The sequence below is a fragment of the Marinobacterium sp. xm-d-564 genome, from assembly GCF_013283345.1.
In the GTDB taxonomy this organism is placed as follows: domain Bacteria; phylum Pseudomonadota; class Gammaproteobacteria; order Pseudomonadales; family Balneatricaceae; genus Marinobacterium_E.
The window spans coordinates 46,858-70,636 of the sequence record NZ_WBYO01000004.1 but is presented as its reverse complement, the minus strand read 5'-3'; the positions used below and the strand labels follow the sequence as shown (position 1 = coordinate 70,636).

Annotated in this window: 22 protein-coding genes; all 22 read right to left on the bottom strand. The window is 47.9% G+C overall.

Annotated elements, in window-relative coordinates:
* The 22 genes from XMD564_RS05895 to tsf all read right to left on the bottom strand — a co-directional run bounded on the left by XMD564_RS05895 (position 1) and on the right by tsf (position 23,720).
* On the bottom strand, positions 1–636 hold the full coding sequence (locus XMD564_RS05895) for a protein-L-isoaspartate(D-aspartate) O-methyltransferase (protein WP_173481480.1): 636 nt from the start codon (positions 634–636) through the stop codon (positions 1–3).
* Between the two features lie 35 nt (positions 637–671).
* Positions 672–1,424: a 5'/3'-nucleotidase SurE gene (gene surE / locus XMD564_RS05890; protein WP_173481436.1), complete on the bottom strand. Its 753-nt coding sequence runs from the start codon at positions 1,422–1,424 to the stop codon at positions 672–674.
* 46 nt (positions 1,425–1,470) lie between these two features.
* Positions 1,471–2,496: a tRNA pseudouridine(13) synthase TruD gene (gene truD, locus XMD564_RS11560; RefSeq protein ID WP_173483411.1), complete on the bottom strand. Its 1,026-nt coding sequence runs from the start codon at positions 2,494–2,496 to the stop codon at positions 1,471–1,473.
* The gene (gene ftsB / locus XMD564_RS05880; RefSeq protein ID WP_371731460.1) at positions 2,489–2,803 is read right to left on the bottom strand and encodes a cell division protein FtsB; all 315 of its coding nucleotides are present in this window, start codon (positions 2,801–2,803) and stop codon (positions 2,489–2,491) included. The genes truD and ftsB overlap by 8 nt, the downstream gene beginning before the upstream one ends.
* A gap of 38 nt (positions 2,804–2,841) precedes the next feature.
* Positions 2,842–4,137: a phosphopyruvate hydratase gene (eno, locus tag XMD564_RS05875; protein WP_173506979.1), complete on the bottom strand. Its 1,296-nt coding sequence runs from the start codon at positions 4,135–4,137 to the stop codon at positions 2,842–2,844.
* A gap of 15 nt (positions 4,138–4,152) precedes the next feature.
* Positions 4,153–5,781, bottom strand: a complete 1,629-nt coding sequence (locus XMD564_RS05870; protein ID WP_173481440.1) for a CTP synthase — start codon at positions 5,779–5,781, stop codon at positions 4,153–4,155.
* A gap of 89 nt (positions 5,782–5,870) precedes the next feature.
* Positions 5,871–7,148 (bottom strand): tRNA lysidine(34) synthetase TilS, encoded by a 1,278-nt coding sequence (gene tilS, locus XMD564_RS05865; protein WP_173507985.1) that lies wholly within the window; start codon positions 7,146–7,148, stop codon positions 5,871–5,873.
* Positions 7,148–8,107 (bottom strand): acetyl-CoA carboxylase carboxyl transferase subunit alpha, encoded by a 960-nt coding sequence (accA, locus tag XMD564_RS05860; RefSeq protein ID WP_173481442.1) that lies wholly within the window; start codon positions 8,105–8,107, stop codon positions 7,148–7,150. The genes tilS and accA overlap by 1 nt, the downstream gene beginning before the upstream one ends.
* A 93-nt stretch (positions 8,108–8,200) precedes the next feature.
* The gene (gene dnaE / locus XMD564_RS05855; protein WP_173507984.1) at positions 8,201–11,692 is read right to left on the bottom strand and encodes a DNA polymerase III subunit alpha; all 3,492 of its coding nucleotides are present in this window, start codon (positions 11,690–11,692) and stop codon (positions 8,201–8,203) included.
* Position 11,693: 1 nt separating this feature from the next.
* Positions 11,694–12,296 (bottom strand): ribonuclease HII, encoded by a 603-nt coding sequence (gene rnhB / locus XMD564_RS05850; protein WP_173483414.1) that lies wholly within the window; start codon positions 12,294–12,296, stop codon positions 11,694–11,696.
* Complete coding sequence (gene lpxB, locus XMD564_RS05845) at positions 12,296–13,489, bottom strand: lipid-A-disaccharide synthase (protein WP_217362078.1); 1,194 nt, start codon at positions 13,487–13,489, stop codon at positions 12,296–12,298. The genes rnhB and lpxB overlap by 1 nt, the downstream gene beginning before the upstream one ends.
* On the bottom strand, positions 13,449–14,219 hold the full coding sequence (gene lpxA / locus XMD564_RS05840) for an acyl-ACP--UDP-N-acetylglucosamine O-acyltransferase (protein ID WP_173484531.1): 771 nt from the start codon (positions 14,217–14,219) through the stop codon (positions 13,449–13,451). The genes lpxB and lpxA overlap by 41 nt, the downstream gene beginning before the upstream one ends.
* 2 nt (positions 14,220–14,221) lie before the next feature.
* Positions 14,222–14,659, bottom strand: coding sequence for a 3-hydroxyacyl-ACP dehydratase FabZ (gene fabZ, locus XMD564_RS05835; RefSeq protein ID WP_173506335.1), 438 nt, complete (start codon positions 14,657–14,659; stop codon positions 14,222–14,224).
* Between the two features lie 15 nt (positions 14,660–14,674).
* Positions 14,675–15,706, bottom strand: coding sequence for a UDP-3-O-(3-hydroxymyristoyl)glucosamine N-acyltransferase (gene lpxD / locus XMD564_RS05830; RefSeq protein ID WP_254443786.1), 1,032 nt, complete (start codon positions 15,704–15,706; stop codon positions 14,675–14,677).
* Between the two features lie 7 nt (positions 15,707–15,713).
* On the bottom strand, positions 15,714–16,208 hold the full coding sequence (locus tag XMD564_RS05825) for an OmpH family outer membrane protein (RefSeq protein WP_173506337.1): 495 nt from the start codon (positions 16,206–16,208) through the stop codon (positions 15,714–15,716).
* The gene (gene bamA / locus XMD564_RS05820; RefSeq protein ID WP_173507983.1) at positions 16,208–18,475 is read right to left on the bottom strand and encodes an outer membrane protein assembly factor BamA; all 2,268 of its coding nucleotides are present in this window, start codon (positions 18,473–18,475) and stop codon (positions 16,208–16,210) included. The genes XMD564_RS05825 and bamA overlap by 1 nt, the downstream gene beginning before the upstream one ends.
* 21 nt (positions 18,476–18,496) lie before the next feature.
* A complete protein-coding gene (rseP, locus tag XMD564_RS05815) occupies positions 18,497–19,849 on the bottom strand; it encodes an RIP metalloprotease RseP (RefSeq protein WP_173507982.1) in 1,353 nt (450 codons plus the stop codon).
* A 9-nt stretch (positions 19,850–19,858) separates the two neighbouring features.
* Positions 19,859–20,665 carry a phosphatidate cytidylyltransferase gene (locus tag XMD564_RS05810; protein ID WP_173481451.1) on the bottom strand — a complete coding sequence of 269 codons (807 nt, stop codon included), beginning with the start codon at positions 20,663–20,665 and terminating at the stop codon, positions 19,859–19,861.
* Positions 20,658–21,419 carry an isoprenyl transferase gene (locus tag XMD564_RS05805; RefSeq protein WP_173507981.1) on the bottom strand — a complete coding sequence of 254 codons (762 nt, stop codon included), beginning with the start codon at positions 21,417–21,419 and terminating at the stop codon, positions 20,658–20,660. The genes XMD564_RS05810 and XMD564_RS05805 overlap by 8 nt, the downstream gene beginning before the upstream one ends.
* A 41-nt stretch (positions 21,420–21,460) precedes the next feature.
* Positions 21,461–22,018 carry a ribosome recycling factor gene (frr, locus tag XMD564_RS05800; RefSeq protein WP_173481453.1) on the bottom strand — a complete coding sequence of 186 codons (558 nt, stop codon included), beginning with the start codon at positions 22,016–22,018 and terminating at the stop codon, positions 21,461–21,463.
* Positions 22,018–22,767 carry a UMP kinase gene (gene pyrH / locus XMD564_RS05795; RefSeq protein WP_173481454.1) on the bottom strand — a complete coding sequence of 250 codons (750 nt, stop codon included), beginning with the start codon at positions 22,765–22,767 and terminating at the stop codon, positions 22,018–22,020. Before pyrH ends, frr begins: the two co-directional genes overlap by 1 nt.
* Positions 22,768–22,859: 92 nt before the next feature.
* Complete coding sequence (gene tsf, locus XMD564_RS05790) at positions 22,860–23,720, bottom strand: translation elongation factor Ts (protein ID WP_173481455.1); 861 nt, start codon at positions 23,718–23,720, stop codon at positions 22,860–22,862.
* Between the last annotated feature and the right edge of the window lie 59 nt (positions 23,721–23,779).

Below are 23,779 nucleotides of genomic sequence, written 5' to 3'. Positions count from 1 at the left end.
TTAACTTACCAACCCATTGAGTAGAGGAACAAACTTAACCGGCTCTATCACTTTGGTCTCAAAATGCGAATCACTGCGTCGCAAAATGCGAACCAGTTTTTGCTCTTCATCTCCAACAGGGGCCACTAAAACGCCACCCACCTTCAATTGCTTCTTCAAAGATTCGGGAATAACTGAGGGGGCTGCCGTTACCATAATGGCATCAAACGGTGCCTCATGCTCGAGCCCCATTCCACCATCAGTGTGAAAAAGAGAGACATTACTCAATCCCAAGTAGCCCAGTACAGATGCAGCTCGCTCTTGTAACGGAAGAATTCTTTCTACACTGAAAACCTGCTGACAGAGCTGAGCAAGAACTGCTGTCTGATAGCCAGATCCCGTGCCAACTTCTAACACCTTATCTTTAGCACCAAACTCCAACAGCAACTCGCTCATTCTAGCGACAGTGTAGGGTTGAGAGATGGTTTGGTTATATCCAATTGGCAGCGCGGTGTCTTCATAGGCTTTATGCGATAGCGCTTCATCAATGAAGAGATGACGGGGCGTTTCAACGATCGTCTCTAATACCGCTTTATCGGTGATCCCTTGATCCTGCAAGCGATTGAGAAGCCTCTCTCTTGTTCGGCGTGAAGTCATTCCGATCCCTTCACGTAAAAGCTGTTGGGACACTATTACTGCTCCAACCAATCAGCCACCTGATCAAGATCAGAGTAGCGAGTCATATCCAGCTGCAGAGGGGTGACCGCAACATAGCCATTTTCAACCGCATAGAAATCGGTACCTTCAACACGATCTTTGGCTTCACCGACGGCGGCAATCCAATAGCGAGTTCGACCTCGTGGGTCTTGAGTAGGTAGTGGCGGTTCGCCAGCACTGCGGTGGCCCAAACGGGTAATTTGCACACCCTTTAATTGATCCATAGGGAGATCAGGAACATTCACATTAATGACGGTTCTCGGTGCAACCTTCAAGGATTCAATATTCGCGACCAGATCAGCCACTACCTGTGCGGCCGTTTCATAGTGTTTAGGGTGAAAATTGCAGGTCGATACTGCTATAGGTGGTAGTGTCAAATGACGACCTTCGGTTGCCGCAGCCACGGTACCTGAATAGACAATATCGTCACCCAAGTTTGCACCCGCATTGATACCGGAAACGACGATATCAGGGATATCACCATCTGAGAAAATCCCAGAAACCCCTAAATGCACACAATCGGTTGGCGTTCCATCGACTCCAAAATAACCACTACTATGCACAATTGCATCAAGAGGACGATCCAAGGTTAACGAGTTACTAGCACCGCTTCTATTACGATCAGGTGCTACAACCGTACAGCGGTGACCTGCCTCTTTTAGACGTTCAGCAAGAACCCGCAACCCCGGTGCGTAAACACCATCATCATTGGAAACCAAAATATGCATCTAGTTATCTCTTATCTATTATTGGCTCAATCCTAAGTGGAAAGGGTTACCAGACACACAGCTCACGCAAAACACTCGTGGCAAACGAGCCTGATGGAAGAGAGAAACTGAGTTTTACGACCTGCTCTTCTAGCACTTCCACATGCAAATCTCTTGGGACCAATCGCATACTGCGACGCTCTTGTCTAAGCCCAAGCGTTTCCAACCCCTCAGATATTTGAGGATACCCCGCGACGACCGACTTTTCTATCATCTGAGCCTTATCCAGGGAGTATAATTCGCCTTTACCCCACATCGGCGCAGTCAAATGCAGATCGCACTGATCGAAACGGGCTTTTTGATCAGGATCATTAGCGTCGTAACGATGAACTTTTTGCGTGAAGTCTTCGATCAAGACATCCCCATCGAGAGGGCTATCCCAGGTGCCTTGATCTATACGAGTGGAGATCACTCGATTGAATAGATAGGAACGCAGTGCCGAAATGTACATGCTGCGTTTGTTGCGCTGACGTTCAACCAACTCACCCGACAGGATAGCCAATCCTGAGTGAAGATTACCGAACGACTGACCAAATCGCTGCTCACCAAAGTAGTTAGGAACCCCTGATTCAAGAGACGTCGCTTTATGCAGAAGTCGATTTACATCAGAGACCTCTCTGAGGGTAATCTCAAATCGGTTACCCTTAAGATGACCGAGTTTAATCTTGCGACGATGTTTACTCGACTTGAGAACATTGATCGTATCACCACCGAATAACGCCCAGTTAAGCACACGTCGAGATCCGGGCAGATGGACACTGAACCACTGCTCAGTTACGGCATGGCGATCTTTTTTACCTGCGTAGGCCACATCTCTGGGGCTGACCTGGCAGAAGTTAGCTAGCTGACGCGCCACCCAATCGGTGTTTTCACCGCGTTTCTGAATGTATAGGTAGTGATGTTCGCCTTCACCCTCTGGTTCATACCCCAAATCTTCAACAACACGAAAATCCTCTGGTGCAGAACGAAGCTGTGCCTTCACATCGGGTTGGCCGTTCACATAGCTGAAAGGCTCTACAACAAATTCAGTCACTATCCATCTCCGATGGTGTCAAAGGCTTAACCACCTGATAAAAAGTCTCCTCTTTACCGATCATTCCCATTTCAGATCGGGCTCTCTCTTCGAGTGCTGACAAGCCGCGTTTTAGATCTTGCACTTCAGCTTCCAGCTCTGAGTTTCGCTCCAACAGCCTCTGGTTAATCTTGCGCTGCTCTTCAATATCGCTCTGTACCTGCCAAATTTGAGGCAAGCTTGGCTCTCCGAACCAGAGTCGATACTGAAGCGCCACTGCCATTAGGAGCAGAATTAACCAAAACCAACGCAAGCTGTTTTTCTCCACAAAAAAAGGGCCTAAGGCCCTTTTATATCATGTTTCTATTAACCCTGGCCTTTAATCTCAACTAGGCCTCGGTATGCTGCTGCAGCACCCAACTCCTCTTCGATACGAATGAGGCGGTTGTACTTAGCAACACGGTCCGAGCGACAAAGTGAACCGGTCTTAATTTGCCCAGCGGCTGTTCCCACTGCAAGGTCAGCAATGGTTGTATCTTCAGTTTCGCCAGAACGGTGTGAGATAACTGCCGTGAAGCCAGCATCCTGAGCCATTTTAATCGCATCCAAGGTTTCAGACAGTGAACCGATCTGGTTGAACTTAATCAAGATCGAGTTACCGATGCTCTGTTCGATACCACGAGATAGAATCTTAGTGTTGGTTACGAATAGATCGTCACCAACTAGCTGAACCTTATTGCCGATCTTGCTTGTCAGGCTCGCCCAACCATCCCAATCAGACTCATCCATGCCATCTTCAATAGAGACAATTGGGTAGTTTTCAGTCAATGCTTTAAGGTAGTCACCGAATCCTTCTGAATCAAACTTCTTACCTTCACCCGCAAGATCGTACATACCCTCTTTATAGAACTCAGACGATGCACAGTCTAGAGCCAGAGTAACATCTTTACCTAACTCGTAACCTGCGTTAGCGATCGCCTCTTTAATAACAACCAGAGCCTCTTCGTTAGACGCAAGGTTTGGCGCAAAACCACCTTCGTCACCAACCGCTGTATTAAGGCCTTTAGCTTTAAGCACCGCTTTTAACGCGTGGAAAATTTCAGCACCGCAACGAAGTGCTTCGGCAAAACTTGATACGCCAACCGGCTGCACCATGAACTCTTGGATATCAACGTTGTTATCCGCGTGCTCACCACCGTTCAAGATATTCATCATTGGCACAGGCATAGAGTAGCGACCTGGAGTACCATTGATCTCTGCGATGTGTTGGTAAAGTGGAATGTTTTTAGCTTGCGCAGCCGCTTTAGCAGCAGCAAGTGAAACAGCAAGAATGGCGTTCGCACCAAATTTGCTCTTATTCTCAGTACCGTCAAGCTCAAGCATCTTGTTATCCAGAGCGCGTTGATCAGTCACATCCATACCAACAAGGGCATCTTTGATTTCGCCGTTCACGGCAGCGACAGCTTTAAGCACGCCTTTGCCTAGGTAGCGAGATTTATCACCATCACGTAGCTCTAGTGCTTCACGTGAACCAGTTGATGCACCCGATGGCGCACAAGCAGACCCCATGATGCCGTTCTCAAGAACAACGTCCGCTTCAACCGTTGGGTTACCACGTGAATCCAATACTTCACGAGCTTTGATGTTTGCAATTGTAGTCATTTCCCTAACTCCTAATTAGCTGTTCGCTTGGTACTCAAGCGCAGCGCCAATAAATCCTTTAAATAGACCGTGTCCATCACGTGGCGTAGAGGTGAACTCTGGGTGGAACTGACAAGCCACAAACCACGGATGATCTGGTGCCTCCACAACCTCGACTAACTCACCATCCGTTGAACGACCTGAGATAACAAGTCCGGCAGCTTCTAGCTGGGCAACGTAATTATTGTTCACTTCATAACGATGGCGGTGACGTTCAACAACTTCAGTTGAACCATAGGCTTCAGAAACATGCGTGCCCGCTTTAAGATGACATAACTGAGCACCTAGGCGCATAGTGCCACCTAGATCTGAATCATCAGTACGCTGTTCAACTTCACCGGTGTGATCGGTCCACTCAGTAATCAAACCGATAACAGGGTGTTCAGCTTCTGTGTTGAACTCCGACGAGGTTGCACCCGCCAAGCCAGCAACGTTACGTGCATACTCAATAACAGCAACCTGCATGCCTAGACAGATACCTAGGTAAGGGACTTTGTTTTCACGAGCGTAACGTACCGCCTCGATCTTGCCCTCAACACCACGCTCACCAAATCCACCAGGTACTAGAATCGCGCTGAAGTCCTTAAGGATCTCAACCCCTTCACGCTCAACACGTTCAGAATCGATGTATTCAATTTTTACTTTCTTACGATGTGAGATGCCTGCGTGTGAAATCGCTTCGATAAGAGACTTGTAGGCATCCAGAAGCTCCATGTATTTACCGACCATCGCGATGGTCACTTCACCCTCTGGATTCAAAAACGCATCAGCTACCGCATTCCATTCACCTAGATCAGCCTTAGGGCAATCCAAGTTGAATCGTTCAACAACGATCTGATCCAAGCCTTGTGCTTCAAGCATCGCAGGAATTTTGTAGATGGTATTTGCATCAGGCAATGAAATAACAGCGCGCTCTTCTACGTTGGTAAACATAGAGAGTTTTTTAGCTTGTGATTCAGGCAGCGCAAAATCAGAGCGGCATACCAGAATATCAGGCTGAATACCGATAGAGCGCAGCTCTTTCACGGAGTGCTGTGAAGGTTTAGTTTTAATCTCACCGGCCGTAGCAATATAAGGTACAAGTGTGAGGTGCATGAACATAGCGCGGTTTGAGCCCAGCTCCACTTTCAGCTGACGAACAGCTTCCAAGAACGGCAAGGACTCAATATCACCAACGGTACCGCCAATCTCACAGAGAGCGATATCAGCATCACCTGCACCTTCGATAACGCGGCGCTTAATCTCATCAGTGATGTGAGGAATAACCTGAACAGTTCCGCCTAGGTAATCACCACGGCGCTCTTTACGAAGAACGTGTTGATAAACACGGCCTGTCGTAAAGTTGTTTCGCTTGCCCATGGTCGTACGAATAAAACGCTCGTAGTGGCCAAGGTCCAAATCGGTTTCAGCACCATCTTCGGTGACAAATACCTCACCATGCTGAAACGGACTCATGGTACCCGGATCCACGTTAATGTATGGATCGAGCTTAAGCATGGTGACTTTAAGACCACGCGCTTCCAAAATTGCCGCGAGAGAGGCCGAAGCAATGCCTTTGCCCAATGAGGAAACAACACCACCGGTGACGAAAATATAGCGCGTCATGCAGAACCTGTCAGATAGAGTTTGTAGGGAGTTCTAGCGAACTCAAGATGGGAAATCAGTCTACCAAAAGAGCGCTTTGGTAACAAACATCAAACGACCCAATTTAGTAAAAATCCGTCTTTAACGCAGACTTTTTCATCCAGCCATATTTCAGGAATCGCCACCACCTGACCCGATGAACAGACAATTGGCCAACACTCTCTTAACCAAGGCGGGATTCGATGCTCATTCATCAGTTTTTTAATACTGACATGCCCCCCGCGAGACTCAATGTAAACAGACTCACCTGGCTCTCGAGCTCGAAGAGTTAGTTTCATATCTACCGGCAGACCAGCCTCAGATCTAATGGCGCTCAACTGACCAGGACCAAATGTCACTGTCTCATCAGAGACCACCCACTCAATGGACTCACAGGGTTGACGTTCAATATCAGGTGATAAAAATAACTTCTCATCATAGGCGCGCAAAATCACTGTGGAAAATTGCCACTCACCCTTTGCCTTAACATCCAGCTTTGCAATCGATTCCAGCTGTTTCTCCGAGCCTACCCTCTGGCCAGCAGAACTTAACCAGTGATAGAGAAGATTTTTCTTACGTGCCAGTGAGAGCTGCAACAGGAGTGCTAAGGAGAGAACCCCCTCCTCTAGCTGACAACGTTCAAGATCCATCTGCGCCAGCGCTTCATGCAATTGACTCGCTTCGCTCAAGCGTGACGCTGTTTTAGCCAGCGTAGATTTCCAGTCAGGCCATTGAGCGCTCAAAACAACCGACAAATCTCTACGAATCCAGTTTCTGGTAAAGCTTGTATCGAGATTACTGGGATCATCCACCCAAGCAATCTGCAACTCTTTGGCCGCTGACTCGATATCAGACTTTGTCGTATTCAGAAGCGGTCTGAAAAGTTCTCCTTCCCCAACTCTCCTATTTGAAGCAATTCCCGAAAGCCCATTAACACCTGAGCCTCTAAAGAGGTTAAAGAGGACCGTTTCGGCTTGATCATCTTGGTGGTGGGCTAGCAGCAAAGCCTCTTTGGGCTTTAAACGCTTGTTAAATGTAGAGTAACGCGCCTGCCTTGCGCTCTCTTCAGACGAGGAGTCACAGGTCACTTTTTCTGATTCAAAAGAGACACCCCATTCGGATGCTGATTCAGCACAAAATCGCTCCCAGCTATCAGAGCCGCTTTGCAGCTGATGATTAACATGCAGTGCTGACAAGCGATCAGGAGGGAGTATGTCAGAGCAGAGCTTAAGAAGCAGACTTGAGTCTAGACCGCCGCTGTAGGCAACGACCCAATGCTCAATATGGGGATGTTGTAGAAAAAAAAGCCGCAGACTCTCTCGAATATCTGCGGCTGTTTTATTGCTCATTAACGACCAATGGCGCCGTAAGAGAGAATTCGCTGATAACGTTGATCCAGCAACTCTTGATCAGCTAGGCCAGTCAGTTTTTTCAGTGAGGCTTGCAACTGCTGCTTAAGACTAGCGGCCATCAACGCGGGATCACGGTGCGCACCACCCAGCGGTTCAGCAACAATCTGATCAACCAGACCCAGTTCGTGGAGACGCTCAGACGTGATACCCATCGCTTTAGCTGCGTCTGAAGCACGCTCTGCGCTTTTCCATAGAATTGAAGCACAGCCTTCTGGAGAGATGACTGAGTAAGTTGAGTACTGAAGCATTAGTAGCTCATCGCAGATACCGATAGCCAATGCACCACCAGAACCCCCTTCACCAATCACTGTTGCGATAATAGGCGTCTTCAACTTAGACATTTTCGCAAGGTTGAATGCAATCGCTTCGGATTGACCACGCTCTTCAGCATCGATGCCTGGGTAGGCTCCTGGAGTATCGATAAAGGTAAGAATCGGCATGTTGAATCGCTCTGCCATCTCCATCACACGGAGTGCTTTACGGTAACCTTCTGGACGAGGCATACCAAAGTTGCGACGAACCTTCTCTTTGACTTCACGACCTTTCTGATGACCAATCACAGCAACAGGCTGACCATCCAAACGACCAATACCACACACAATCGCCTGATCATCAGCAAAATGACGATCGCCATGAATCTCTTCAAACTCATCGATGATGTATTTGATGTAGTCCAGAGTGTATGGGCGTTGCGGATGGCGAGCTAATTGAGAAACCTGCCAAGCACTCAGGTCAGAGAAGATTGAACGAGTCAGAGAGTGACTTTTTTCACGAAGGCGCGATACCTCGTCAGAGAGATTGATACTCTCATTATCTTCGCCAACGTGTTTAAGTTCATTGATCTTTGCTTCCAGATCAGCAATTGGCTGTTCAAAATCAAGGTAGTTGGGGTTCATACAATTCGCTTCTAAAAGATAAAACTGATTGTTGAATTCTACCGCGCACGCAAAAAAGTAGCCACCCTAGGTGGCTAAATACTGTCAGGAAAACTAGTAGATCAGCGAGACGCTCTGATTACCAAACTGCTCGCGAAGTGATTGCATCAGGTCGTCATCAGGAGAGACAATCCACTCTGAGCCAAGCTCAATCCGACCCTTCGCCTCAGCACAGCTATAGTCAATCACAACAGGCATACCCTGCTGATAAGCGCGTGCTTTTTTCAAAGAGTCCTGCAACATTCTCAAGCTTTGTTGAGTTAATCCCTTTGCGTCGGCCTTAATCGTTAACGACTTCGCATAACGAATACGGGCATCCGCGACACTTAATACCTGCTGCCCACGCACCTTGAGGCCACCGTTATAGTCGTCTTGAGCCACCTCTCCTTCCACCACAATCACCTGATCTTTTTGAATCAGACGACGCGCTTCATCATAGGTTTCACCAAACAGACTCACATCGATACGAGCAGATCGATCATCCAAGGTTACAAAGCAGAGATTTTCGCCTCGCTTGGTCTTTTTAACACGCAGGTCGACAACCAAGCCGGCCATTTTTTGAGCTCGCCCTCTAGCCGGTTGAAGCTCTTGTAGTTTGCGAGAAACAAAGTGTTTTAATTCAGACTCATACTCATCAATAGGATGGCCCGTCACGTAAAGACCGAGGGTATCCTTCTCGCCATTCAGACGCTCTTTGTCGCTCCACTCGCGAGCATTCATGAACTGCTCGAAAGGATCGGCATCGACAACCTCTTCGGACTCACCAAACAGGTCGAACATTCCCGCATCTTGATTGCGCGCATCTTGATCGGCCGACTGTAAAGCTGCAGGTATAGCGGCCCACAACACCGCTCGATTGGGACCTAAGGCATCAACAGCACCAGAGCGTACTAAGGATTCAAGCACTCGCTTGTTGAGTTTTTTAGACCCTACTCGCTTACAGAAATCGAACAGATCTTTAAACGCTCCCGATTTCCGAGCCTCCATGATCGCCTCAACAGGACCTTCACCTACGCCTTTAACCGCTCCAAGCCCGTAGACAACCTCCTGATTTGGACCCACCGTAAATTTGAACTCACTCAAATTAACGTCGGGAAGCAGTACTTTAAGCTTCATCTGACGACACTCTTCAATGAAGATCACCACCTTGTCGGTGTTCTGCATATCAGAGGACATAACAGCAGCCATGAATGGCGCTGGGTAGTAGGTTTTCAGCCAAGCTGTTTGGTAAGAGACCAGTGCGTAGGCAGCGGAGTGGGATTTGTTAAATCCGTAACCCGCGAATTTTTCAACCAGATCAAAGATATTACCGGCCAGCTTTTCATCAATGCCCTGAGCGCTTGAGCCCTCAATGAATAGATGTCGCTGTTTCGCCATCTCCTCTGGTTTTTTCTTACCCATCGCTCGACGCAGCATATCCGCTCCGCCCAGCGTATAACCCGCCATCACCTGAGCGATCTGCATGACCTGCTCTTGATAGAGAATAATGCCGTAAGTCGGCTCCAATACCGGTTGAAGAGAATCCAACTGGTAATCAGGGTGAGGCCAAGCCATCTCAGCGCGGCCATGCTTACGGTTAATAAAGTCATCAACCATGCCCGATTGCAAAGGACCGGGACGGAACAGTGCCACCAGTGCGACGATATCTTCGAAACGTGACGGCAAAAGACGACGAATCAAATCTTTCATACCACTGGATTCGAGCTGGAAAACCGCCGTAGTCTCTGCACGCTTGAGTAGAGCGTAGACCTCAGGATCCTCTAAATCGATCGCTTCAATTCGCAGCGGCTCTTCACCTTCAATCTCTTTCTGTTTATTGATGGTCTCAAGTGCCCAGTCAATGATAGTCAGGGTTCTAAGGCCCAAGAAGTCGAACTTAACGAGACCCGCCTCTTCAACATCATTCTTATCAAACTGGGTCACCAAGCCCTGACCTTCAGCATCACAATAGGTAGCCGAGAAATCGGTCAGTTTGGTTGGAGAGATCACCACACCACCGGCGTGCTTACCTACATTTCGAGTAACCCCCTCGAGTTTGTAGGCCATCTCCATAATCTCTTGAGCCTCTTCACTGCCTTCAACGAACTCGCGAAGCGCCTCTTCCTGCTCCCAAGCTTTATTGAGTGTCATTCCCACTTCAAATGGGATCAATTTAGAGAGGCGGTCAGCAAGACCGAAGGGCTTACCTTGAACACGCGCCACATCTCGAACCACCGCTTTAGCCGCCATGGTACCGAAGGTAATGATTTGCGAAACGGCATCGCGCCCATAGGTTTGAGCGACGTAGTCAATGACTTGATCTCGATTATCCATACAGAAATCGATATCAAAGTCCGGCATCGAAACACGTTCCGGGTTAAGGAAACGTTCGAACAGAAGATCGTACTCAAGTGGGTCAAGGTCGGTAATTTTAAGGACATAGGCGACCAATGAGCCGGCACCCGAACCACGCCCTGGCCCTACAGGAATACCATTCTCTTTAGCCCATTTAATGAAGTCCATGACGATCAGGAAGTAACCTGGGAAACCCATCTGGATGATGATATCCAGCTCAAACTTCAACCGCTCATCATAAGCCTTACGAATCTCAGCAAACTCTTCTGAGTTTCGATCAAAAAGAAAATCGAGGCGCTCTTCTAAACCGACTTCAGACACTCTCCTGAAGTAGTCATCCATCAACACCCCTTCAGGTATTGGGAATCTTGGCAGGTAGTAAGTTCCAAGTTCAATCTCGATGCTGCATCGTTTGGCGATTTCAACGCTGTTTTCGATCGCTGAGGGAATATCAGAGAAGAGCTCAATCATCTCCTCAGATGATTTGAAATACTGCTGATCAGAGTAATCTCTTGGACGCGTCGGATCATCCAAAGTGCGCCCCTGGTTAATACAGACTCGCGCTTCATGAGCATCAAAGTCATCCTCGCGGACAAACATCACTTCATTGGTTGCAACGACAGGACAACCCAGCGACTGGGCAAGCTCGATACTTTTATGGATGACCGTCTCTTCATCAGAGCGCCCTGTTCTAACCAATTCCAGATAGAAGGCATCTGGAAAAAGATCCATCCAATATTGCAGACGAGCCTCTAAATCCGCCTGACCTGACAGGATCGCCTGACCTATCTCCCCACGACGACCACCCGAGAGCGCGATTACACCCTCAGACTTTTCAGCAACCCAGCTTTTGTAGATCAGTGCCCGTTCAGGGTCGAGTGACTGACCTTCGGCATAGGCTCTAGAGACCAGTTCGGTGAGATTACGATAACCCAAGCCGTTTTTAACAAGCAGTGTCAACTGGGTCGGTGGCGACTCCGGATCGGCATCATCTACAACCCAAAAATCGACCCCACAGATAGGCTTAACACCCGCCGCAGTTGCCGCTTTGAAGAACTTAACTAAAGCATAAAAGTTGGTCTGATCGGTTAACGCAACAGCGGGCATCTGCGCCTGTGCAGCATGCTTAACCAGCTCTTTAACACGAACCAGACCATCATAGAGTGAGAACTCAGAGTGCGCACGAAGATGGACGAACGATGCGTCAGTCATTCTACTGATTCCCCTCTATTAGGCGCCTTACCGGCGCAAATGAACGACGATATTCCGGTAATACCCCGTGCTCTTGTATCAATTGAAGATGAGCCGGCGTCGGGTAGCCTTTATGTTTGGCAAATTGATACTGCGGAAATTGTGCGTCCAATTCTAGCATTTGATGATCACGATGTACCTTAGCAATGATAGAAGCCGCACTGATCTCTGCGACTTTTGAGTCACCTTTCACTACCGCTTCAACAGAGTAAGGAATCTCGGGGCATCGATTACCGTCCACATAGACATGATCAGGCACTTGGGATAAACCCAACACCGCTCGCTTCATCGCCAGCATTGTCGCGTGCAAAATATTCAATTCATCAATCTCTTGCGGCGTTGCAACCGCGATTGACCAGCACAACGCTCGCTCTTTAATTTCAATGGACAAAGCTTCACGACGCTTTTCAGACAGCTTTTTCGAATCCATCAACCCCTCAATAGGATTGTTAGGATCGAGAATCACTGCTGCTGCAACCACATCGCCAACAAGCGGTCCTCGCCCTACTTCGTCCACACCGGCAAAGAGAGAGTGCTCAGCAAAGTTAAATTCTTGAGGCTGCATCAGCTTCTAAACTCCAATAGTGTGGATACAGCTTCTGCCGCTTGCTCATCGGCATCTTGGCGAATTAGCCCAGACAGATCAGAAAATTCCTGCTGCAGCGATTGAATGTAATGGCTATCCGTCAGACTTTGTAAAACCAGAGGCTCTAATACCTCGACCCTCACATCAGACTGAAAAATCTCGGGAACCAATGCTCTGCCTGCCAATAGGTTAGGCAGGGATACATAGGGAGTTTTTAGCATTCGAGAAATAATCGCATAACTCAGCGGGGCCATTTTGTAGGCCACCACCATAGGCGTTGAACAGAGCATCGCTTCCAGTGTTGCCGTACCGGACGAAATCAAAACTGAGTCTGCCGCCATCAAACACTCCTGCGAGGAGCCTTGAACAAGTTTAATCTTACTCTCTGCCTGAGCCTCTCGAATTAACAGGGCTATCTGCTGATAACGGGCTTCGTTAGCGGCTGGAAGGATGACCTGAAGATTGGGAATCTTACTGCAAAGCGCGAGTGCCGTTTCAATGAACGGGGGTGCCAACTTACCCACTTCAGAACTGCGACTTCCTGGCATCAGAGCCAATACGGGACTCGCATCACTCAGACCAAGAGCCGTTTTGGCTTGGCTTTGACTAATAGAGAGTGGCAGCTGAGTGGCTAATGGATGGCCAATAAACTGAGCATTAACCTGAGTATCTTTGTAATACTTCGCTTCAAAAGGGAGAAAGCAGAGCATCAAATCAACCGACTGTTCAATCTTTTTTAGACGTTTCTCTCGCCAGGCCCAAACCGAGGGGCTGACATAGTGAACCGTTGGGATGGCACGCTCTTTTAGGACTCTCTCAAGACCTAAATTAAAGTCGGGAGCATCAATGCCAATAAAAAGATCGGGGGGTGTTTGCAACCACTTTTCTATTAACTTCTTGCGCCGTTTTAAAAGTTCGCGAAGCCGTTTTAAGACCTCCACCAGACCCATAACCGACAGACGCTCCATAGGAAACTCTGAATTAAGGCCCTGAGCAATCATTCGACGGCCTCCTACCCCCTCAAATGTGGCATTGGGATAGCGCTTCTTTAACGAACTGATCAACCCAGCGCCAAGAATGTCACCGGACTCTTCTCCAGCAACAATAGCAATCTTAATGGGTCTAGTTGAATTAACGGATGATTCCACGAGAGGAGTTACGTAGCGACTCAATCAATGGGGTCAATGCTGACTCGCCAGCTTCAAGCGACTCTAGTTGAGCGATCGCATCCGCAAGAGTAAGGTTTTTACGGTAGATCGTTTTATAGGCATTCTTAAGCGCACGGATCGACTCAGATGAGAAGCCTCGACGTTTTAGACCTTCAGCATTAATGCCGTGTGGTGATGCGGGATTACCGGTTGCAAGGGTGTAAGAGGGGATATCCTGGAGCACAACAGTACCGGCACCACACATAACATGTGCACCAATGTGACAGAACTGATGAACAGCTGTAAAACCGCCCAATATCGTATGATCACCAACATGAACATGCCCAGCTAAGGCTGCATTATTGGCCAAAATCGTATGATCACCGACAACACAGTCATGGGCCACATGGACATAGGCCATCAGAAGGTTATGACTGCCAATCTGCGTCAGGCTTTTATCCTGAACTGTTCCGCGGTGAATCGTTACGCCTTCTCGAATAACGTTGTTATCACCGATGATCAATTCAGTGGGTTCACCGGCATACTTTTTATCTTGGCAATCTTCGCCCACAGATGCGAATTGAAATATATGATTTCCGCTACCGATTTTGGTCGGGCCTTTGACGACAACATGTGATTCGATACGAGTATTTGCACCGATCTCGACATCAGGTCCGATGTAACTCCAAGGTCCAACCTCAACACCCTCTGCCAACTTAGCAGAGGGATCGATAATAGCTTGCGGGTGAATCAAAATCAGACCTTCCTATCAGCACACAGAATGGTTGCCGAGCTAACCGTTTCACCTTCAACCGTCGCTTTAACTTGGAACTTCCAGATACCGCGTTTTTCAGACAATACCAACGCTTCAAGCTGAAGGCGGTCGCCAGGCACTACTGGGCGTTTAAAACGCAGATTATCGGCACCCACAAAGTAGTAGATCGAACCATCCTGAGGTGTTTTATCCATGGTTTTAAAACCAAGAATACCGGCCGCTTGAGCCATCGCTTCAACAATCAAGACACCCGGCATGACGGGATTATCAGGGAAGTGGCCGTTAAAGAAAGGTTCGTTAACGGTCACATTCTTGTAAGCGACAATGGATTCACCGGGTGTTAGTTCTACAACGCGGTCAACCAATAGAAAAGGGTAGCGGTGCGGAAGGTATTTACGGATCTCATTTACATCCATCATATTCAGTTTTTAGCCTTATTCAGCAAGCTTTTTTACAAGCTTTTCTAGATTTTTAACGCGTTGGGACAACTCATCAAGTTGCTTAAACCGGACCACATTTCGCTTCCATTGAGCGTGAGGTTCAACCCCAGTACCCGATGAGTAAGCACCCGACTCTTTGATTGATTTACTGACCAAAGTCATCGCCGTGATGTGGGTTCGGTCGGCAATCTCTAAATGCCCCGTGACACCGCTCATACCTGCAATAGTACAATGAGAGCCGATACGAGTGCTACCCGCAATTGCAGTACAACCAGCTATGGCCGTTGACTCTCCGATCTCAACATTGTGTGCAATCTGAATTTGATTATCCAATTTCACACCATTAGCAATCAAAGTATCCGACAGAGCACCGCGATCGATCGTTGTGTTTGCACCGACCTCAACATCATCACCTAAAATCACACCACCGGCTTGGGCGATTTTTACCCAGCCTTGACCGTCATGAGCAAAACCGAACCCATCGGCTCCAATCACAGCACCAGAATGAATAATGCATCGCTTACCGATGGAAACTCCAGGATAGAGGGTTACATTCGCTTCAAGCCGTGTTGACTCACCGAGCAATACACCCTCACCTATGACCACGTTGGGACCCACATAGGCATGGGCAGCCACCTTAACTTGAGCGCCAACAATTGCACCCTCCGCAATCTGAGCAGAGGGGTCGATCTCGGCAGAAGGGTCTACTGTTGCAGTCGGCGCAATTCCAGCGACTAAAGGACCACGCCAATCAAACAGCTGCGATAACTTTGCAAAGGCTAGGTAGGGATTAGCAACGACAATAGCGCTATTGGGGACCAGATCAACGAACTCTGCACTGACTAGAACGACTTCAGCCTGAGTGTCTGGAAGCTGTTTTTGGTATTTGGCGTTGGATAGAAAAGAGAGCTGACCGATACCCGCTTTATCAAGGGTAGACATCCCAGAGATTAGACAATCACTACCAACCAACTCTCCACCAACGCGAAGAGCTAAATCGGACGCTTTTTCGGAAAAATCAGTCAAACCCCAGTCACTCCTGGGCATTCAGGCGTTTAATAATCTCACCTGTAATGTCGATTCTAGGCTCAACATAGATAGCCGACTGACGATTGATAATCAGCGAAATATCGCCTTCATCAATAAGCGCTTTGATGACCTGATCCAACTTGGGACGCATACCCTCTAAAAACTCTTTCTCCATAGCCGCTCGCTGCTGCTGAAGCGCTTGCAGCTGTCGCTGATACTCGCCATACACTTTCTTAAACTGGAGATCTTTTTGCTGAATCTGTTCTTGAGTCAGCAGCCCCTTATTCAACTCAAAATCAGACTGCATCTTTTTAGCCTGATTTTCTAAATCACGAACCTGAGACTCTTGCTGGGAAGTGCTTTTAACTAAATCTGCGCGAAAGGCTTCTGCAGCATTACTCGACTGAAGCGCCGCTTGGACATCCAATACAACAGCCTGACCCGCATTCGCTACGGAGGTAGTAAAGATTGCCAGAGAAACTAAAAGTTTTTTCAACATCAGAACATACGCCCAATCGCAAACTGAACCTGCTCTTCTGTATCATCAGAAGAAGCATTCAGGGCTTTAGCACTTGAGATAGAGAGCGGACCGATCGGCGTGATCCATGATATGCCTATACCTGCTGAGTATCTCATATCATCAAAACTAGGATCATCCTGATATACAGAACCACCATCTAAGAAGAAAAGAGTACGCCAAGAGTCTTTATCTTCAACAAATGGCATTGGGAAGATGAACTCAGCAGAACCCGAAAATAGTCCATTACCGCCAATCACGCTAGTACCCTCTTTAGGCCCAATCGTATTAGCTGCATAACCACGGACACTGGTCAAACCACCGACAAAATAGTTTTCGAAGAAGGGGTAGTTACCGCCATCAATGGAGTCAGCGTAGCCAACGCGAGTGCGCAAAGCACCAACAAAGGTCTCTTGTCGGTCAAATGGGTAGTAGTACTTACCGGTGTAGGTTGCCTTGGCGAAACTCAAATCACCACCTGGCACCGCTATTTCAGTACTCAAAGATTGGTAAGTACCGCGAGTCGCGAACATAGCACTGTTGAGTCGGTTGCTGGTCCATGAACCTGTCAATTTATAGGTTAGATAATCCTTACCCTCAACATCGGTAAAGTCTGTAATAAATGAAGGGGGCGCGGTACCCAGAACAATATCTGTCTTATCGATACCTAGACCAAAACGAAGGCGCTGGTACTCGTCGATTGGGTAGGAGAAGTTAACATCACCGCCAATAGAGTTGACGTCATAGTCCGAGATATCAGCTTCTGCATAATCTTTTTGGCTTACATAGAAGCCAAAACCTCGGCCAACACCATCGAGGGTGTAGTAGGGGTCTTCGTAAGAGAAGGCTACCGATGTAACGACGTCAGACATATTGAATGAGACGTTAAAACTGGTACCTGATCCTAAGAAATTATCCTGTTGGAATGCAGCTTGATAACCCAACCCCTCTGAGCTTGAGTAACCAACACCGGCACTGATTTGACCTAGCAGGCCCTCTTCAACGTCGATTACCACATCGACTTGGTCCTCAACCCCAACAACGGGCTTGGTATTGATCGAAACCTTCGTAAAGTAGCCTGTTTTATCCAACAACTCTTTAGAGCGTTTAATATCTTTGCCGACCGCTACCGTACCCTCCATTTGCGGCATGGTACGACGAATCACTTCATCTGCAGTTGTTGAGTTACCACGAATCTCTATGCGACGAACGTAAGTTAACTTTCCTGGAGCAACGAAGAAGGTTAAATCAACCTTACCCTCACCCTTCTCTTCAGGAACAACGGATACGCGAGCATTCAGGTAACCGTAGCCTGAAATAATCTCATTGAGTTCTGACTGAGTTTCAGTCACCAATTTTCTAGAGAAGGTATCTCCTGTAGAGACAAGCAGTGCTGCATTTAACTCTTCAGCATATTCTGCGATATCACCGGCCACTTTTACATCACTAAGAGTGAATAACTCGCCCTCGTTGATCGCTATCGTGATAAAAATCTGTTTCTGATCTGGGCTGATTGAGACATCGGTAGAGTCAACATTGAATTTCAAATAGCCACGATCCAGATAAAAACTGGTCATACGCTCAATATCAGCACTTAAGCGCTCTTTTGCGTATTTATCGTTATCGGTCCACCAAGAGAGGTAGTTGGTTAAGCCTGAATCAAACAGGTCAAGCAACTCTTCATCGCTGAATACGGTATTTCCTATAATGTTGATCTTCTGAATAACGGCCGTTTGACCCTCTGTAATCTCAACATTAATCGCCACACGATTGGACTCTAACTGTTCAACCTCGGTAGTCACCTCAGCGGTGTAGCGACCGGCCTCATTGTAGACACGAAGAAGTTCTAAGCGGATTTTATCCAATGCAGCCCGTCGAAAAATATCTCCCTCTTGAACGCCAGCTTGTTCTAGAGCACCCATAAGCTGCTCATCTTTAAGCATGTCGTTACCTTCAAGACGAATCAGCGCAACGGACGGGCGCTCTTTAACTCGAACAATCAACACACCTTGATCTTTGAGTAGCTCTACATCATCAAAATAACCGGATTCGAACAGATCTTTTGTCGCATCATTGAGAGCTCGTTGATCGACAAGATCACCACGATTAATCGGAAAATTTCGGAATACAATGGCTGGATCAACCTGCTGCAAACCTTCGATACGAATGTCATCGACGGCAAAATCACTGGCAATAGCATGGACCGAGAAGATAAGTCCTAACAGTGATAAGAGTGTGAAGCGTTTCATCCAGTGATTCCTCTAGTACGCTTAAAGACGCGCTAAATCGTTAAAAAATGCAATGGCCATCAAACTAAACAACAGCGCCATACCCAACCTCATTCCGAAAGCTTGGGTACGCTCGCTGACAGGACGACCTCGAATCAGTTCTACAAAATAGTACACTAAATGACCGCCATCTAGCATCGGAATTGGTAAAAGATTTAGCACACCCAAACTGATGCTGAGATAGGCCAAAAAACTGATAAAGGATTCCAACCCTGATGATGCCGAAGCGCCGGCCACCTTAGCGATCGTAATTGGGCCACTCAGATTTTTCACTGAAATGACACCAACGATCATCTTATTGATCGAGTCCAGCGTCAGTCCAATCATCTGAACGGTCTTTTCGTAGGCACTCACTAGAGCATCCACCGGCCCCTGAGAGAGATCCCTTAACATATCCTCTGGCCACTGAGGGACGACAACGCCGGCACCGATATAGCCAACTAAGGCATCACTGCCGGGTCTTAGGCCGGGTCTTACAATCACCTCTTCGGACTGTTCATCACGAACAATTTCAAATCGAAGATCGGTATCGTAAGAAGCTTGCACTTTGCCAACCAAAGCCATCCAGTTATCGATAGGCGTATCGTCAATGCTGACGACCCTATCGCCCTCTTGCAGACCTGCTTTATAAGCTGGGCCATCAGGAGAGATTTGACCTATAACGGCAGGCACTTCTGGCTGCCAGGGTGACAAGCCAAAGGCTCGAAGTGGCGAAGTGGTCTCTAGATCAACATCCCAAGTTTGCAGATCAGCCGAGTAGTTTCTTAACCAACCAGAATTAGGTTCACCTGCACGAAGAGTTAATACACCTGTCTCACCCACTCGTGCTGCCAACGCTAAATTGATCTCCTCCCATGAGAGCACTTCTCGCCCGTCAATCTCAGCGATCTCATAATTGGGCTGAAGACCAGCTTGCTCTGCAAGCGAGTCAGGTGCAACGGCGCCAACGACAGGTTTTACAACCGTCACCCCCCATATGAATAGGAACCAATACGCAAAGAGGGCAAAGATCAAATTAACAAACGGGCCTGCTGCAACGATCGCGATTCGCTGATAGACGCTTTTGTTGTTGAACGCTTGAGATTTGAGCTCATCTGGAACCGGTCCTTCACGCTCATCGAGCATTCGAACATAGCCACCTAAAGGGATGGAGGCGACAGCATACTCAGTGCCATCTTTGCCCTTACGCATCCAGATAGGTTTACCAAAGCCGACAGAGAAGCGCAGTACCTTAACGCCACAACGACGAGCTACCCAGTAGTGACCCCACTCGTGAATTGTGACCAGTATGCCAAGTGTTATAAGAAGAGAGAGAACCGTTTGGATAAAATCCATCACTTACCCTTAAAGAATCGGAAGCAGTTGAATTCCTAACAAAAACAGCGGTGCAGCAGCCGTAAGACTGTCGACACGATCCAGTACGCCACCATGACCTGGCAGGATCACACCACTGTCTTTGATACCACGTTCACGCTTAAACATGCTCTCAAACAGATCGCCAAATACAGAGACAACCACCACCAAAGCAGAGAGCGCCATCAGCAGAATAATAGAAGTAGAAGAGAGACCTAAGACAATCGAGAATCCAAGAGCGATCATCATGGCCGCTAACAAACCACCATAAACCCCTTCACGCGTTTTGCCAGGACTAACTTTAGGTAAAAGCTTAACTCGACCAAAGCGCTTACCGGCAAAGTAGGCGCCTATATCAGCACCCCAAACCAACAAAAAGAGCAGCAGTAGTAATAGATGCGCGCTCTCATGGGTTTTCAGACCCACCATCGCCACCCAAGCAGGGACTAGCACCAACAGACCGGTAATCAACTTAGTCACAGTCCCATCGATACCTAGGGTCTTTGGGTAGCGAACCACCCGAGTAATCGCAAACACCCAAAATAGCGCTGCGACAACTAATATAGGGAGCGTCAAAGCAGTAACAAATGGGTAGATCGCTGCGATTACCACTCCCACTAACGCCACAAAGAGCGCTCGCATGCGACGTGAATAGAGCGCGAAATTACCCCACTCCCAGGCCCCAATCATCATCACAAGCGCCATAACGATAGCAAACCCAGACAAAGGTAGAAGGAAAACCGAACCTAGCGCCAATGGCGCCAAAATTGAAGCGGTAATGACGCGCTGTTTAAACATGACTTTCGGCCTCCAGTTGCTCACTGGTTCGGCCAAATCGACGCTCACGCGTTTGGAAGTTATCAACCGCTTTGAGAAGCTCTTCGCGGTTAAAGTCTGGCCAGTAGAGATCGCTGTAGTAGAACTCTGTGTAAGCGAATTGCCAGATTAAAAAGTTAGAGATTCGCTGTTCACCGGCCGTTCTGATGCAGAGATCTGGCAGAGGCTGATCGGCCAGTGAGACATGCTTTGAAATAAGATCTGCATTGATATCGGTAGGTTCTAGCTCGCCCTGCTTGACCTGCTCAGCAATCTGCTGAACCGCATGAGCAATATCCCACTGACCACCGTAGTTAGCTGCAATATTCAGATTAAGCGCAGTACAGTGGGCAGTCGCTTGTTCGCCTTTTTCGATGCGCTGCTGTAGTGATTCGGAAAAACCAGACTTATCACCAATGACACGAAGACGAATATTATTTTTGACGAGTTTTTTAACCTCACGATCGAGGGCAAACTTGAAGAGATCCATCAGACCACGGACCTCTTTTTCAGGACGGCGCCAGTTCTCAGAACTGAAGGCAAAAAGAGTCAGAGATTCAACCCCTGACTCCATACAGCCTTGAATGACATCACGGACACTATCGACGCCCGCTTTATGACCGGCGAGAGACGGCAAGCGACGCTCTTTGGCCCAACGGTTATTGCCATCCATAATGACGGCAATATGGCGTGGAGCATGACGTGTATTGACGGTGTTATCGTTATTATCGGCCATTAAAGGTCGTATCCTAATGCGCTGTGCGCGAATTTGATGGATTAAATCTCCATCAAATCCTTCTCTTTTTGAGCCAACAGCTTGTCGATCTCAGCAACGTGCTTATCAGTCTCTTTTTGAACCTGATCTTCGCCACGACGCGCATCGTCCTCTGTTATCTCTTTCTCTTTCAAAAGATCTTTAATATCACCGTTAGCATCACGACGCACATTGCGCACAGCCACTCGAGCATTTTCTGCTTCGCCACGAGCCTGACGAATATAGCCCTTACGAGTCTCTTCGGTCAGCGCTGGCATTGGCACGCGAATAACATCACCAGCTGTCGCTGGGTTAAGGCCAAGATCTGATTTCATGATCGCTTTTTCGATCTCAGGAACCATGTTCTTTTCCCATGGGATGATCGACAGTGTACGCGCATCTTCAACCGTCACGTTAGCAACCTGCTGAATCGGCATATCAGAACCGTAGTAGTGGACCATCACAGAATCAAGAATGGCAGGGGTCGCACGACCTGTTCGAATTTTTTTAAACTGCTCTACAAGAGAATCAACGCTTTTTGACATACGCTGATCAGCGTCTTGAACAATCTCAGTAATCATTATTTATCTCCGTTAGCGCTGCCGCTATCGATCAATGTACCCTCGTCGCCACCTACAACTAGGTTAACAAGAGCACCATGCTTGTTCATATTGAAAACGCGCACGGGCATATCGTGGTCACGGGTCAGACAGATTGCTGTCATATCCATCACACCCAGCTGACGCTCAAGCACCTCATCAAAACTTAGACGGTCGTAGCGCTCAGCCGTTGGATCTTTCATAGGATCCGCAGTGTAGACGCCGTCAACCTTAGTTGCCTTAAGTACCACATCGGCTTCGATCTCAATGCCGCGCAGACAGGCAGCAGAGTCGGTTGTAAAGAAAGGGTTACCGGTACCAGCAGAGAAGATCACCACATCACCTTGTGACAGGTAACGCATCGCATTTCGACGATCATAGTGATCCACAACGCCGCTCATCGGAATTGCCGACATCACTCGCGTCGCAATATTACAGCGTTCGAGTGCATCACGCATTGCAAGTGCGTTCATCACAGTGGCTAGCATACCCATATGGTCGCCAGTCACTCGATCCAATCCTGCTTCACTTAGCGCAGCGCCGCGAAACAGGTTACCACCACCAATCACTAGACCGACCTGAACGCCGATACCCACTAACTGACCGATCTCCAGAGCCATTCGATGAAGAACTTTTGGATCGATACCAAAGTTCTCTTCTCCCATTAAAGCTTCACCGCTTAATTTCAGAAGAATTCGCTTATATTTGGAGTTAGGCTTGTTTACAGGCATGGGCACCCCCGGCAGGCGATTAAAAGAAGTGTGATAAAGGTATATCGAAAACAACTAGCCCCGCAAGTCGGCAGGGCTAGTTTAGTACAGAATTAGCCTTGCAGCTGCTCTGCTACCTCTTGAGCGAAGTCTTTCTTCTCAACTTCAATGCCTTCACCAACTTCTAGGCGGGTGAAACCGTTGATGTCAGTACCAGCATCTTTGATAAGTTTGCCGACAGTTGTCTCTGGGTTCTTAACGAACGCCTGTTCAACAAGGCTGTTTTCAGAAAGGAACTTCTTAACACGGCCGATTGCCATTTTCTCTTTGATCTCTTGTGGCTTACCTTCCATGTCAGGCTGAGCCATGATGATCTCTTTCTCGCGATCAAGCTCTTCCTGTGGCATATCTTCAGGCTTACACACACGAGGGTTAGCTGCAGAAACGTGCATAGCAACGTCACGAGCCACTTCAGTGTCACCACCTGCAAGAGAGACAAGACAAGCGATACGGTTGTTGCTGTGTACGTATCCAGCAACGACTGCACCTTCAACAAGAGCGATACGACGAACAGTAATGTTCTCGCCAATCTTTTGAACTAGCGCTTCACGAGCCGACTCAAGGTCACCAGCCATTAGAGCTGCAACATCTGTCTGCTTATCAGCAAACGCTTTGTCAGCTACCTGGCTAACAAAACCAAGGAAACCTTCGTCACGAGCAACAAAGTCTGTTTCAGAGTTAACTTCAACGATTACACCGTAGCTGTTGTCGTCAGCAACACGAACCACAACAACACCGTCAGCAGCAGTACGGCCAGCTTTTTTAGCAGCTTTTAGACCTGAAGACTTACGTAGATCTTCAATCGCCTTATCAACATCACCACCAGACTCAGCAAGTGCTTTTTTACACTCCATCATGCCTAGGCCAGTACGATCACGCAGCTCTTTTACCATTGCCGCAGAGATATTTGCCATTTTGCAATCCTCATTTAAGAAATTAGTTAGGTAAATCTAAAAAAGGGGAGCCTGGCTCC

Coding starts and splice junctions, on each gene's coding strand:
- XMD564_RS05810 (WP_173481451.1), bottom strand. CDS start 20,665: ATGTTTAAACAGCGCGTCATTACCGCTTCAATTTTGGCGCCATTGGCG.
- pyrH (WP_173481454.1), bottom strand. CDS start 22,767: ATGCCTGTAAACAAGCCTAACTCCAAATATAAGCGAATTCTTCTGAAA.
- frr (WP_173481453.1), bottom strand. CDS start 22,018: ATGATTACTGAGATTGTTCAAGACGCTGATCAGCGTATGTCAAAAAGC.
- bamA (WP_173507983.1), bottom strand. CDS start 18,475: ATGAAACGCTTCACACTCTTATCACTGTTAGGACTTATCTTCTCGGTC.
- eno (WP_173506979.1), bottom strand. CDS start 4,137: ATGACTACAATTGCAAACATCAAAGCTCGTGAAGTATTGGATTCACGT.
- tsf (WP_173481455.1), bottom strand. CDS start 23,720: ATGGCAAATATCTCTGCGGCAATGGTAAAAGAGCTGCGTGATCGTACT.
- surE (WP_173481436.1), bottom strand. CDS start 1,424: ATGCATATTTTGGTTTCCAATGATGATGGTGTTTACGCACCGGGGTTG.
- rnhB (WP_173483414.1), bottom strand. CDS start 12,296: ATGCAGCCTCAAGAATTTAACTTTGCTGAGCACTCTCTCTTTGCCGGT.
- XMD564_RS05825 (WP_173506337.1), bottom strand. CDS start 16,208: ATGTTGAAAAAACTTTTAGTTTCTCTGGCAATCTTTACTACCTCCGTA.
- tilS (WP_173507985.1), bottom strand. CDS start 7,148: ATGAGCAATAAAACAGCCGCAGATATTCGAGAGAGTCTGCGGCTTTTT.
- dnaE (WP_173507984.1), bottom strand. CDS start 11,692: ATGACTGACGCATCGTTCGTCCATCTTCGTGCGCACTCTGAGTTCTCA.
- XMD564_RS05895 (WP_173481480.1), bottom strand. CDS start 636: ATGACTTCACGCCGAACAAGAGAGAGGCTTCTCAATCGCTTGCAGGAT.
- XMD564_RS05805 (WP_173507981.1), bottom strand. CDS start 21,419: ATGGCCGATAATAACGATAACACCGTCAATACACGTCATGCTCCACGC.
- accA (WP_173481442.1), bottom strand. CDS start 8,107: ATGAACCCCAACTACCTTGATTTTGAACAGCCAATTGCTGATCTGGAA.
- rseP (WP_173507982.1), bottom strand. CDS start 19,849: ATGGATTTTATCCAAACGGTTCTCTCTCTTCTTATAACACTTGGCATA.
- XMD564_RS05870 (WP_173481440.1), bottom strand. CDS start 5,781: ATGACGCGCTATATTTTCGTCACCGGTGGTGTTGTTTCCTCATTGGGC.
- fabZ (WP_173506335.1), bottom strand. CDS start 14,659: ATGATGGATGTAAATGAGATCCGTAAATACCTTCCGCACCGCTACCCT.